At 41.3% G+C, this 13,975-nt stretch carries 11 protein-coding genes; 6 read left to right on the forward strand and 5 right to left on the reverse strand.

Annotated elements, in window-relative coordinates; genetic code table 11:
- Positions 1-124: 124 nt before the first annotated feature.
- From CC97_RS10370 to CC97_RS21020, 3 genes are all read left to right on the forward strand, one after another.
- Positions 125-283 (forward strand): transcriptional regulator, encoded by a 159-nt coding sequence (locus tag CC97_RS10370; RefSeq protein ID WP_197021856.1) that lies wholly within the window; start codon positions 125-127, stop codon positions 281-283.
- Positions 284-325: 42 nt separating this feature from the next.
- Positions 326-514 carry a hypothetical protein gene (locus tag CC97_RS10375; protein WP_044974917.1) on the forward strand — a complete coding sequence of 63 codons (189 nt, stop codon included), beginning with the start codon at positions 326-328 and terminating at the stop codon, positions 512-514.
- 312 nt (positions 515-826) lie between these two features.
- Positions 827-6,328, forward strand: a complete 5,502-nt coding sequence (locus CC97_RS21020; RefSeq protein WP_049962825.1) for a leucine-rich repeat protein — start codon at positions 827-829, stop codon at positions 6,326-6,328.
- 206 nt (positions 6,329-6,534) lie between these two features.
- On the opposite strand, the gene CC97_RS10385 is transcribed toward CC97_RS21020, so the two are convergent.
- From CC97_RS10385 to CC97_RS10395, 3 genes are read right to left on the reverse strand one after another with little or no spacing between them, the layout of a single operon-like run.
- Entirely contained in the window at positions 6,535-7,140 is a 606-nt protein-coding gene (locus tag CC97_RS10385) for a CHC2 zinc finger domain-containing protein (RefSeq protein ID WP_044974918.1), read from the reverse strand.
- A 57-nt stretch (positions 7,141-7,197) separates the two neighbouring features.
- Positions 7,198-8,424, reverse strand: coding sequence for a helicase C-terminal domain-containing protein (locus CC97_RS10390; RefSeq protein ID WP_049962826.1), 1,227 nt, complete (start codon positions 8,422-8,424; stop codon positions 7,198-7,200).
- Between the two features lie 16 nt (positions 8,425-8,440).
- Positions 8,441-8,989: a hypothetical protein gene (locus tag CC97_RS10395; protein WP_044974919.1), complete on the reverse strand. Its 549-nt coding sequence runs from the start codon at positions 8,987-8,989 to the stop codon at positions 8,441-8,443.
- Positions 8,990-9,302: 313 nt separating this feature from the next.
- Between CC97_RS10395 and CC97_RS10400 the strand changes: the two genes are divergently transcribed.
- On the forward strand, positions 9,303-10,349 hold the full coding sequence (locus tag CC97_RS10400) for a PDDEXK nuclease domain-containing protein (protein WP_044974920.1): 1,047 nt from the start codon (positions 9,303-9,305) through the stop codon (positions 10,347-10,349).
- A 41-nt stretch (positions 10,350-10,390) separates the two neighbouring features.
- On the opposite strand, the gene CC97_RS10405 is transcribed toward CC97_RS10400, so the two are convergent.
- Positions 10,391-10,576 (reverse strand): transposon-transfer assisting family protein, encoded by a 186-nt coding sequence (locus CC97_RS10405; protein ID WP_044974921.1) that lies wholly within the window; start codon positions 10,574-10,576, stop codon positions 10,391-10,393.
- A gap of 56 nt (positions 10,577-10,632) precedes the next feature.
- Between CC97_RS10405 and CC97_RS10410 the strand changes: the two genes are divergently transcribed.
- Together CC97_RS10410 and CC97_RS18860 are read left to right on the forward strand one after the other, a co-directional pair.
- A complete protein-coding gene (locus tag CC97_RS10410) occupies positions 10,633-11,160 on the forward strand; it encodes a hypothetical protein (RefSeq protein WP_049962827.1) in 528 nt (175 codons plus the stop codon).
- Complete coding sequence (locus CC97_RS18860) at positions 11,135-11,956, forward strand: helix-turn-helix domain-containing protein (protein WP_049962828.1); 822 nt, start codon at positions 11,135-11,137, stop codon at positions 11,954-11,956. Before CC97_RS10410 ends, CC97_RS18860 begins: the two co-directional genes overlap by 26 nt.
- 207 nt (positions 11,957-12,163) lie before the next feature.
- Here the strand turns inward: CC97_RS18860 and CC97_RS10420 are convergent, their stop codons facing one another.
- Positions 12,164-13,723, reverse strand: a complete 1,560-nt coding sequence (locus CC97_RS10420) for an ATP-binding protein (RefSeq protein ID WP_044974922.1) — start codon at positions 13,721-13,723, stop codon at positions 12,164-12,166.
- Between the last annotated feature and the right edge of the window lie 252 nt (positions 13,724-13,975).

The following is a 13,975-nucleotide window of genomic DNA, read 5'->3' on the forward strand; positions in this document are numbered from 1 at the left end:
ACGATGATCTTGTTCCGGTTGATTACGTCTGATATGTTTGTTTTTAAAGATAGATTTTCCGGGAAAACTGAAAAAGTCTGATTACGCACTGCGGTGCGGGGAGCTGAGAGCAAGCAGAAAATATATGCCCGACAGCATAGCCTGCCCGCCGTATGACGGAGCAAAGAATATGCTTCCTGTAACGATAATCGATGACAGAGAACTGCTTCAGAAAATGGTATCGGAAATGTTCGACGAGCTGCCTGAACGGAAGCCGAAAATCAAGAAATCTGCAAAAAACTAAAGGAGCCTATAATGAAAATAGAATATAAAAGACTGACTGACAGTGAACCGCTTTGTCGGTCAGACAGAGGTACTGATCAGCGGAGACACGCTCCAGCTAAAAGATTACAGCAAGACCGATTGGCCGTGGTCGATGTTTGATCCGGAAGCCAAGCAGAAACGCCACGATACTGTGTTCCCGGAGGCATGCCAGAAAGCATTTGAAATGGGCAAGACTTTAGTGAGCAGATGAAACAGCTCATCAGCCGTATTACGCTCAGATAAAAGCGTATTATGCCCGATGCATATTAATTTCATTTAATGTTAGTTCTATTGACTTTCTCACTGTATTATGATAAAATAATAAACAATGATTGTGGGATTTGTGGACTAAATTTTCATGATCACTCTATTTAAAGGGGTTGACAGGGGTGTATGTTGGTGTTACGATTCAAGCTGGCAGCATAACTGTGCCCTTTTCACAATTTTATACTGAATTAAAAGCGTACTCTACGGGATAATTATATCCTGTGGAGTGCGCTTTTGTTCGCAAAGGAGGATTTTAATGAAAAAAAGATTTGGAAGGAAAAGTCTTGCGTTGGTGCTGGCTCTGTCGATTGAGTCTGGTAGTATACCAATCAAACCCGTTGATGACCTGTTCGGGGTTATGCCTGTTAAGGCAAGGCTAATATTCGATCCTGATTATGATCCATCTATAGTCAAAGGCACATGCGGAGAGAACGCAACATGGGTACATGACCTCATTACCCACAAGCTGACTATCTCCGGCACAGGGAATATGTATGATTATGTCTATAATGAGGATTTACGGTGGCGTAAACTTTTTTCATTTAGCGATATAGAATCTGTTGAAATTGAGAATGGTATCACTTCTATCGGCGATTATGCGTTTGAATCCTGCAACTACCTTACATCAATAACGATTCCTGACAGCGTTTCAAGCATTGGCGATTATGCGTTCTATGACTGCACAGGCCTTACATCAATATCGATTCCTGACAGCGTTACAAGCATTGGCAATAATACATTCTCTTTATGCGAAAACCTTACATCAATAACGATTCCTGACAGCGTTTCAAGCATTGGCGATTATGCGTTCTTTGACTGCACTAGCCTTACATCAATATCGATTCCTGACAGTGTTACAAGTATTGGCATAAATGCGTTCCGTGGTTGTAAGAGTATCACAGATGTTTACTGCTATGCTGATCCTGCGAAGCTGACATGGAATGATGGCAACTGTGACGATTTCATAACTTCGCAGGAACATACCACCGTCTGCCATGTTCCTGCGAAGTATCTTGCCGGTTATAAGACAAAGTTTGGCGACAGTGTAAACGTCACATTTAAGGGGATGTCTGCCGTTACTGCCCCGACAGCGAATACTCTTTCCTACAACAGTAATGAGCATGAGCTTGTGTCTGCAGGTTCTACGGACTTTGGTACACTGCTTTATAGCCTTGACGGTGAAAATTACAGTACAGATATTCCGAAGAAAACAGATGCAGGAACTTATACCGTATATTATAAGATAGATGAAGATGATTATTACTTTCCACCGCAGACGGTTGAAGTAACGATTGCTGACTCTTACACGATCACCTGGAAAAACGGTGATGAAATACTTGAAACCGACAATTATGTTCCCGGTGGTGCAGCTCCTGAATACAATGGCGAAACACCTGCAAAGGATGCTACAGCACAATACACTTACTCATTCATCGGCTGGAGCGACGGCACGAACACTTATGCTCCCGATGAGCTGCCTTCTGTTTCTAGTGATGTGATCTACACGGCACAGTTTGACAGTACAGCAAGGATAATCACGGGCACATGCGGAGAGAACGCAACATGGGAACTTGACCCAAGCACCGGCAAACTGACTATCTCCGGTACAGGGGCGATGGATGATTACGATTCTTTTAGTGATAACCCGTGGATAAAATATCAGAGTTATATAACTTCTGTTGAGATCGATAAAGGCATCACCTATATCGGCAAAAAAGCGTTCCTAGTCTGCTTAGGACTTACATCAATATCGATTCCTGACAGCGTTTCAAGCATTGGCGATTATGCGTTCGATAACTGCAAAAGCCTTTCATCAGTAACAATTCCTGACAGCGTTTCAAGCATTGGCGATTATGCGTTCGAGATATGCACAAGCCTTACATCAGTAACGTTACCTGACAGCATTACAAGCATTGGCAATAATACGTTCGCTTACTGCGAAAACCTTACATCAATAACTATACCTGACAACGTTACAAGCATTGGCAATAATGCGTTCTATAACTGCAAAAGCCTTTCATCAATAACTATACCTGACAGTGTTAAAAGTATTGGAGTTCAGACGTTCGCTTTATGCGAAAGCCTTTCATCAATAACTATACCTGACAGCATTACAAACATTGACGGAGGTGCGTTTGCTGTATGCACAAGCCTTTCATCAATAACGATACCTGGCAGCGTTACAAGCATTGGCAGTAATGCGTTCGCTTACTGTACAGGTCTTACATCAATAACGATTCCTGACAGTGTTACAAGCATTGGCGATAGTGCTTTCGCTGCATGTACAGGTCTTACATCAATATCGATTTCTGACAGCATTACAAGCATTGATGATTATGCGTTCCGTGACTGCAAAGGCCTTACATCAATAACTATACCTGACAGTGTTACAAGTATTGGCATAGATGCGTTCCATGGTTGCAAGAGTATCACAGATGTTTACTGCTATGCTGATCCTGCGAAGCTGACATGGAATGATTGCAACTGTGACGATTTCATAATGACGCCGAAACATACCACCGTCTGCCATGTTCCTGCGAAGTATCTTGCCGGTTATAATACAAAGTTTGGCGACAATGTAAACGTCAACTTTAAGGGAATACCTGCACCTGCCGTTACTGCCCCGACAGCGAATACTCTTTCATACAACAGTAATGAGCAGGAGCTTGTAACAGCAGGTTCTACGGACTTTGGCACGTTGCTTTACAGCATTGACGGTACAAACTATTCCAAGGATATTCCAAAGGGAACGGATGCAGGAACTTACATCGTATATTATAAGGTAGATGAAGATGATTATTACTTTGCACCGCAGACGGTTGAAGTAACGATTGCTGACTCTTACACGATCACCTGGAAAAACGGTGATGAAATACTTGAAACTGACAATTTTGTTCCCGGCGGTGCAGCTCCTGAATACAACAGCACAACGCCTGCGAAGGATGCGACAGCAGAATACACTTACTCATTCATCGGATGGAGCGACGGCACAAACACTTATGCTCCCGATGAGCTTCCTTCTGTTTCAGGTGATGTGACCTACACAGCACAGTTCAACAGTACAGCAAGGGTAATCACTGGTAAATGCGGAGAGAACGCAACATGGGAACTTGACCCAAGCACCGGCAAACTGACTATCTCCGGTACAGGGGCGATGGATGATTACGCTTCTATTACTGATAACCCGTGGACAAAATATCAGAGGTATATAACTTCTGTTGAGATCGATAAAGGCATCACCTATATCGGCAAAAATGCGTTCCTAGTCTGCTTAGGACTTACATCAATCTCGATTCCTGACAGCGTTACAAGCATAGGAAATTCGGCATTCAGTAACTGCACAAGCCTTACATCAATATCGATTCCTGACAGTGTTACAAGCATAGGAAATTCGGCATTCAGTAACTGCACAAGTCTTACATCAATCTCGATTCCTGACAGCGTTTCAAGCATAGGAAATTCGGCATTCAGTAACTGCATAAGTCTTACATCAATATCGATTCCTGACAGTGTTACAAGCATAGGAAATTCGACATTCAGGAAATGCACAAGTCTTACATCAATCTCGATTCCTGACAGCGTTACAAGCATAGGAAATTCGGCATTCAGTAACTGCACAAGCCTTACATCAATATCGATTCCTGACAGCGTTTCAAGCATTGGCGATTATGCGTTCGATAGCTGTACAGGCCTTACATCAATCTCGATTCCTGACAGCGTTACAAGCACTGGCATTTATGTGTTCCGTGAATGCACAGGCCTTACATCGATATCGATTCCTGGCAGCTTTACAAGGATTGAAAAAGGTGCGTTCCATACCTGCACAAGTCTTACATCAATATCGATTCCTGACAACGTTTCAAGCATTGGCAGATTTGCTTTCGCTTACTGCGAAAGCCTTACATCAATAACCATACCTGACAACGTTAAAAGAATTGAATATGATGCGTTCGATAGCTGTACAGGCCTTACATCAATATCAATTCCTGACAGCGTTACAAGCATTGAAAAAGGTGCGTTCCGTAACTGCACAAGCCTTACATCAATAACCATACCTGACAGCGTTGAAAGAATTAGCAATGATGTATTCTATAATTGCAATGGTATCACAGATGTTTACTGCTATGCTGATCCTGCGAAGCTGACATGGAATGAAATAAACTGTGACGATTTCATAATGGTGCCGAAACACACCACCGTCTGCCATGTTCCTGCGAAGTATCTTGACGATTACAAGACAAAGTTCGGCGACAGTGTAAACGTCACATTTAAGGGGATGTCTGCCGTTACTGCCCCGACAGCGAATACTCTTTCATACAACAGTAATGAGCAGGAGCTTGTAACAGCAGGTTCTACGGACTTTGGCACGTTGCTTTACAGCATTGACGGTACAAACTATTCCAAGGATATTCCAAAGGGAACGGATGCAGGAACTTACATCGTATATTATAAGGTAGATGAAGATGATTATTACTTTGCACCGCAGACGGTTGAAGTAACAATTGCTGACTCTTACACGATCACCTGGAAAAACGGTGATGAAATACTTGAAACTGACAATTTTGTTCCCGGCGGTGCAGCTCCTGAATACAACGGCACAACACCTGCCAAGGATGCTACAGCAGAATATACTTACTCATTCATCGGCTGGAGCGACGGCACAAACACTTATGCTCCCGATGAGCTGCCTTCTGTTTCAGGTGATGTGACCTACACAGCACAGTTTGACAGTACAGCACGGGATTACATAATCACATACATGGTAGACGGCGAGGTTTATGATACAAAGACCGAAAGCTACGGTAATGCGATTTCTCTGCCTGATGAGCCGAGCCGTGAGGGCTATACGTTCAGCGGCTGGCAGACTTCCTACACAACTATGCCTGCACAAAACATCGAGATCACCGGCACATTTACGAAAAATCAGGATGATGATCCATATGTGGATGTCGTGCAGTACGGCGATGATGGTGATAATCATTTTAAAAGTGGTTCAGGCAGAGATCAGCTTTACGGCGGCGGCGGAAACGACGTTCTTGACGGCGGTAAAGGTGATGACTATCTTCAGGGTGATCACGGCGATGATACATACATCTTCAGAAGCGGATACGGCAATGACGTTATAAGTGAATCTTCCGGAAACAATACAGTTAAGATCTATGATTATTCAGCAGATCAGATGGTAACTACACGAAATGCTCAAAACGATCTTATTATTAAATTCAAAAATTCTGAAGATACACTTACTGTAACAAGATTCTTTGACTTCAACAGCAACAGAGACTTTAATTTTGAATTCGAAAACGGTACAGTTATCGGTCAGCATGATATGCCGGTACATAACAGCCTTATTACCGGAACCGATGAAAACAATTATCTTAACGGTACTGAGATAAATGATATCATCGACGGTGGTCTCGGCAACGACAGTCTCAACGGCTTCGGCGGAGAAGATACATACATCTTCGGCAGAGGCTACGGTGAAGATATGATAAATGAATGGGGCAGCGACCACAGCTTTGTTGATCTTAAGGACATTAATTCAGATGCGGTCACTGTATCAGATCAGTGGGGTTCAAATCTTCTTATCTCAGTAAATGATTCTGAAGATGTTCTCACAGTAAGCAACTTCAAGTGGGGTCAGGCTTCATATACATTCAGATTTGCTGATGGTGCAGAAGGCTATGTGGACAGGAACACATGGGAACTTGTACTTACAAAACAACCTGAGAACAATGTAATAGTGATCATCGAATAATTTGCTTACCTAAAAACCGCAAGGGTTAGATATTTCTAAAGGTCCCTGCACGTAATGAACGTGCAGAGACCTTTTTTAATTGTGCCGGAGGCACCACCTGTTCATCGGTACGCCTGCGGCCAATATAAGAAAAGGAACTCACATTAGAAAGGTGTGGGTTTCTTTTCTTAGCTTAATGATATTGGCCTTGAACCGTCCTTTTTACGTTATTTCTGAATTTCAGTAACAAAATTCCCCTCATGTCTCTTAACTACCTTTTCAATCCTCACAATCTCACCATCAGCAATACCTTTCTCCTTGCTCCCAGCCATCATCCTGTCCAGCAAATGTTCAATATACGCTGATTTCGTAAGCGCTTCGGTAAACCTCGGATCAACAATATCATCAGGAGAAGCAGGAGCATAATCACGTTTCCATTCCTGAAGGAGACGAAAATACGAACTGAGAACATTATAAACATGGTTTTCTTTCTCCTTCTCCTGTGAAGCTTTAATTCTACGCAGAATACTGTCCTTCCTGTATTTCGACGTATCTGTATGTTCATCACTGTCATAACATATACCAAAGTCCTGAGTCAGACGTTCAGCCGCTTCCTTTGGTGATAATGAAAACAGTTTACCGGTAAAGTCAATGACATCACCGTGTTCACCGCAGCCGAAGCAGTAAAAGTGATCATCATAGAGCTTCATGGACGGGGAATCGTCATTGTGAAACGGACAGCAGATCATATCGCTCCTGCTGATATCAAATCCGTAGTTTTCTGCCGCCTGTCTGAGCGTAACATTTTCTTTTACAGTTTCAAATAAATTCATACTTCACCTCATACAAAAATAAGCTCCTCCTGTCAGTAACGACAAGAGGAGCATTTCTTAACTTATCTCATTGGTTTTGCTTTTTACTGTGCTGAGTTCAGACTTCTTTGCCTGACATTCCTTGATATCCTTTATCCTGTCCAGTATCGAAGGCTTACGGTCACTGGCTTTATCATTGACCACCGCCTTTTTCTCCGCAGCTATATCAGCATTTTCGACACCGTTTCCGTCAATATCGAGGATAGCGTTAAGCTCCGCCAGCCTTGCAAGCTTCTCCTGAAGTTCATCCTCCTGAGGAAAAGGTTTGCCGAGTTCTGACTTTGCTGTTTCAAGCTGCTCATTCAGCGTAGCAAGCTGTTCCCTGCTGTTTTCAAGACGCTTTTCAATGCTGTCAAGAGCATTGTCGATACGAAGGATATTGCCGGTTTCGGAAGTGCCGAGGGTGACGGTATAGGTCATTTCACGCTGGAGATCAAGGTGGAATTCCTGCGTAAAGCTGTCGTATCTGAGCGACATATCGAATCCTTTATATGAACCGATATCAATGCTTTCCTTTGCCTTGACACTTTTGCAGGCGAGCAGAAGAGCTTTGCCGGCATCTTCCTTGTCGGTATACGTCATGTTCATGACTGTCATCGGGGATATGCCTTCTGATACCACAGGCTGTGCTTTCATATGGGCAAGATCGTGTTCAAGGCCTGTGATACGCTGTTCTGTCTTTGCTATCCTTTCCGGGAAATGCTTTCGCACACTGTCTTCAAGGTTGTACTGCTGTGATGTGTGGTTCGCCTTGGATACTTTCAGTTTTGTCACCGCCACATCAAGATCCATCTTTTCCTTTATAAGCGGATTACCGGCACAGAGAGCCTTTACTTCCGCATAGGAAAGAGTTGCTTCATCAACGTCCTCACATGAACGGACAGGCGATTTGCTTGACATTATCTGCGAAATGAAACGCTGCTTGTTTTCGATTGTCTGATACAGGTAAGCATCAAATGTTGATTCAGTCATATATCTGAACACCTCAACCTTGCTGTTTTCATTGCCCTGACGTATGATTCTTCCTTCGCGCTGGGCAAGATCACTTGGTCTCCAGGGGCAATCCAGATGATGCAATGCGATAAGCTTGTCCTGAATGTTTGTACCGGCACCGCATTTCGCAGTTGAGCCGATAAGCACTCTGACCTGTCCCTTGCGTATTTTCGAGAAAAGTTCCTTCTTCTTTGTTTCACTGTCGGCTTCGTGAATGAAAACGACCTCTTCCTTCGGAACGCCGTTTGCCACAAGCTTGCTTCTGATGTCATCGTAAAGATTGAAGGAACCGTATGCTCATATCATCAAGTCCGGCAAGAAAAGTATTATCCTTCTCTTCAAGCAGGCCGGAGAGATATTCCTCCGAATGAAGCCTTACCAGTTCATCAGTCTTCACTCTGACAGCTTCACCAATATAATCCGCAGCTGGTGAAAGCCTCTTTATAACTGCATCTTCATTCTCATGCGTTACCTTCCAGAAAAAAGGCGTCCTCGAACGTTCATCCTTCGCCGCGGTATCAGCAAAATCAAATACATATCTGAGCTTTGCTCTGCCGTTTTCCTCTTTGATAAGAGCGATACCCTTACTGCCACGCTTGATATACCTGTTCGTAATATCTTCACGTCCCCAGGTATCATACTCCGCACATGCTATGGCATCAGGACGCTGTGCATGAATAAGGATCTGGTCTTTGAAACTGTACTTGTACAGTCTTGAAGCTGTTTCAAGGAAAGAAACATAATCCTCCGGGTTCTTCCAGAGTAAAGAAATACGTTCTTCCATAAGCTCCTGTACGTTTTGAAGTTTTCCAGGCATTTTTCTTCTCCTTTCACATAGTATCACATTAAAGCGCTAAAGTCAATAGCTTTCTGATATTTTTATTTCATTTAATATGAACTCCTCGTGCAATGGCAATAAGAAGTTTTAATGAAATATTGCAATGACATATGGCAAGCTTCATTTATAAAAATAAGGGAGTATCTCTTGAAAAAGAAGCTCCTGTATGGTATAATATGTATATTATTCAAACGGAGCTATATCATAAACATGAGTGACATTATTAATTATTAGTCGTATCATCATAAATGCCGAAATCACTTCATTTCTGGAATATTAGGAGTAAATTTGGATGAGTAAAAAAATAACAGTACATGAAAATCTCGAAGAAAATTATGCTAATAAGCTATATATTGATATTTCAAATGTACTTAATGAAAAGCGAAAACAAGCATATATAGCTGTTAGCCAGTCAATGCTGCAGGCCTACTGGCAAATCGGTAAGATCATAATAGAAGAAGAACAGAACGGTGAATTACGCTCAGAATACGGAAAAAATGTGCTTCAAAAACTTTCTGACAAGCTAACTGCAGAGTTTGGAAAAGGTTTTTCAGTAAGAACATTACAGCAGATGAAGAAGTTTTACACGTTATTTCCAATTGCGAACGCACTGCGTTCGCAATTGACATGGACACACTATCGTTCTTTATTAAAAGTCAATAATGAAAGCGCCAGAAACTGGTATATTGAAGAGGCGATTAAAGGACAATGGTCAAGCAGACAGCTTGAAAGACAGATAAACACTCTTTATTATGAACGGCTTCTTGGTAGTCAGAGCAAAGACGGCGTTATCGCAGAAGCAAATGCAAATATGTCAAAGCTTGCACCAGAGCAGTTTATAAAAGACCCGTATGTTCTTGAATTTTTGAATTTAAAAAATTATCCCGAATTGAGGGAAACAGAGCTTGAACAGGCCCTTATTGACAATTTGCAGAATTTTCTGCTTGAACTCGGTAGAGGATTCTGCTTTGTTGCAAGGCAAAAACTGATGCGCTTCGACGATGATGATTTCTACCTTGATCTCGTCTTTTATCATAGTATACTCAAATGTTATGTACTTATTGATTTGAAAATCGGGAAACTAACGCATCAGGATGTCGGGCAAATGGACAGCTATATCCGAATGTTCGATGCTTTGCAGAAAAATGAAGATGATAATCCTACTCTTGGTATTATACTATGTTCTGAGCCTAATGAAACGATAGCGAAATATTCTGTATTAAGTGACAACAAGCAGATATTCACATCAAAATATCTTTATAATCTGCCTACTGTCGAGGAATTACAGGATTATATTCAGTCTCAAAGACGTTTAATTGAAGAAAGAGACTGCGAATAATAACTTCACATATGTATCCGCCCTGAAACAGGGCGTGAGGATTATTCCTCAAAGGTTGGATCAAAACTGATCTCGTTATAAGCCTCTTCGGTCATGCTTTCGAGCTTGCTGAGGAGGCTTTCTCCTATCTTGATCATGTCGTAGTTACCGATATACGGGATGATCCTGCGAACATTTCTTATGCTGTCCTCCCGGCAGTCGCCTTTGAAGATGCAGAGAAAGTTCATTTCTTGTCAATGCTGAGATCTTAGTTGACGGCAAGCCGCTCAAAACTTATATATGCATGTCTGAAAACTTCAGAAACAAAAACGAATCAAAGATAGCGCTGGATGCATTCTACGATATGGAAAAAGCTAAAAACGAAAGTCCGCTTGAATTCTGCATACGAAACGGATGGGAGAAATACATTTACGAAATGCTTGTCTTTGACTTTCTTATACTCAATCGTGACAGACACGGAGCGAATATTGAAGTTTTGCGTGATACGAAAAGAAAAACAATACGGCTTGCTCCTTTGTTCGATCACGGACTTTCACTGCTTTCGCTTTGCCGTGATGAAAAAATGTACTCTGAATATGATGTTATGGCCGACAGACCGGTTCAGTGTTTTGTGGGTTCTCATTCGGCACTTGAAAATCTTAAACTTATCCCGAAAAACGCTTTCCCCGCCCTGACACCTCTAAAAGAATCTGACAAAGATAAAATCATGGACGGACTGGATGAAATAATACCGAAACAATTATCAGAAAAAATATGGGAAATGATATGGAACAGGTGGTGCTATTATGAAAATATACGCAATAAGAAATGATAACTACTCCGAAGTGGCATCATATCTTATCTATTCAAAAGCAGAAAAACAATTTGCTATCGAGATAACCCAGGATGCTGATGAATGGAAAACACCTCTTCTTATCGCTTCTTTTCTAAAAAGAAATATAACTACGATCGATCCGTTTCACAGCAAAGAGTGGGTAAAGCAGCGTATTGTCCCGACTGACAGACAGAATTTAGGTCAGATACTTCGCGACAACGGTTTAAAAACATATGATGAATATGAACTTTTAATACTTGGAAACGGCCGCTGTGCTCAGGATGATCACTATATTGACGAAATAGACTTCGGCGAACTTCCGGCTGATATACAGGAGCGAATGAATAAACGCATCAAAGGTGCGGTACCCCTCGGCAACGGCCAGTACCTTGTATGTTTTCTCGACGGATGCATTAAAAAATGCAATATATCCGAATTTTCCAGAGATAACGAACGTCTTGAAGGTGTGTTTCGGCTGTACCCTTCCGAAATGGATAACGCCAGACCTCTTACAGACGGATACGGCTTCGGCTGGGGTGATGATATGTGCATTCTGTATCCGTCACTTTACAGTAAAGGGACAGATCTGCCAATAAATTATTCCGAGCTGACATCAGCTATTAAGAACAGCCTCGTAAGTTCTGCCGAGGCCGGATATATACTCGATTGTTCAAGGCAGTATATAAACGAACTGGTCAGAAAAGGCAGACTGAAACCGATAAAGTTTTCAGGCAAAAATCCTCTTTTCCTGAAGAGTGATGTTATAAATATACGATACACTCAAAAATCATAAGTACTCACTAAATCTGCACGCAACGTGCAGATTTTTCTATTGTGCCGCAGGCACCACATTTTCATCGGTACGCCTTCGGCGTGCTATTATAATAAACATTCCTGTTCATTACTAATTCCTCAAAAAAAGAAAAAGATATCCGATTCATTCACTAATCGGATATCTCTTTTTATTTTTAGAAGCAGACTTCAGCAGTCATTCAACTAATTAATCAGCAACAAGCCATTCTTCAACGGTTCTGCTCTCACTTGAAATATTAACACCTATCTTATGAAGTTTACGGGTGTCATCAAGATAAGGAAGATCATATTGCTTTTCTTCTATCTGCTTAAGTGCCTCTTCAGCGCTTCCATCAAGCTTGAATTCAAAGATAAAAACATCATTGTCCGTTTCAATTATTACATCCGCTCTTCCTTTACTGTTCTGCTTTTCTATAAGAGTAGTGTAACAGCTTAACAGTTTGAAGATTATATAGAACGTATATGAAAAATGCGTTTCAAAATCCTTCGCTCTCTCATCCTTGTTAGCCTCATAAGGTATCGATGAAAGGAAAGACGTAAATGCATCACGCACTCCGTCAAGATTGCTTTCTCTTAACATATCATCTACTTTAAAGATCCAGTTGTCATTTTCAGCCGACTGCTTATTAAAATAACTATTTGCTATAAGACTTAAAAATCCTTTTCTGACTTCAGAATTAGGAAAATCAAGTTTATACACTCTGCGGCGCCTGTCATATTCTTTTATCGTCAGATATCCGCTCTGATAAAGCATTGCCAGCGGATCCTCGGCATCAGCTCTGTAATCTACAAAATACCGGGATTCATATGCCTGTCCGGTCAGTTTCTGCATATTGATATTACGACCTTCAAGAAGCTCTGCAAGATATGTCGGTGTTCCTGTTTTATACCAGTAATCATCGATAAACATTTTTTTAAATGCATTTATTATACTGAAGGGATTATAGACTTCAGTACTAAGGTTGCTGCTGAAATGATATCCGTCATACTGTTTTTTCAGTTCCTTTTTCATTTCATCTTCAGTATATTCGTTTTTAGTCGCAAGTTCTTTTATAGGTTCAGAAAAATATGAATACAATTCCTCTTCCGTAATACCGCATATTGCATCATAGCGTGTGTCCATACTGATGTCATCCGGCTGGTTAAATCCTGAAAAAACCGACACCTGACTGAACTTTGTAACTCCAGTAAGAAAAACAAAACGAAGATAAGCATCTGCATCTTTGAATGTGCCGTAAAAGCCTTTTAAAGTATCTCTGTTTTCCTGTTCAAGATCTTTTCCGAGAACATCAAGCATAGGTTTGTCATATTCATCGATCAGGACTACTACTTTGCGTCCTGTCTTTTCCTCTGCCGTTTTTATCAAATTAAGGAATCGTCCGCTGAGTGTTTTATAGTTTTCATCTCTGCCGTACAGTTTTTCATAATCATAAAGCTGTTCCTCAATTATCTGATTCAGTTCTCCGGCTTTTTTATAATTGCCTCTGGCAAAATCGAATCTGAGTACAGGATACTCTGTCCAGTCATTTTCAAGTTTATCTATCTTAAGACCTTTGAACAGATCTTTCTTTCCTGAAAAATATGCTTCCAGAGTACTTATAAGAAGTGATTTACCAAATCGACGTGGTCTTGACAAAAAACAAACATTCTGCTGTGCCAGTCTGTATACAAGGTCTGTCTTATCCACGTACACATATTGCTCTGTTATTAACTTTTCAAAGTTCTGAACACCTACAGGGTACTTCATTCTGATTTTCCTCCGTTTCGCATCTGTTTGTTACTTTAGTATATCATAATTTCTGCGTTTATTCAACCTGAGTCAGCAATGATGAGAATGGAGATTATTTTGATTGTGCCGCAGGCACCACATTTACACTTTACATACGCTAAACATTTTCGAGCTGTGCGGTTGAATTTTTTTTGATTCATCAGTAGCATCTACCAAGTGTCACGGAAATATGGTATGATATAAATATCATAATTTCAAAAGATAAGGTAG

The sequence above is a fragment of the Ruminococcus sp. HUN007 genome, from assembly GCF_000712055.1.
Classification (GTDB): Bacteria; Bacillota; Clostridia; order Oscillospirales; family Ruminococcaceae; genus HUN007.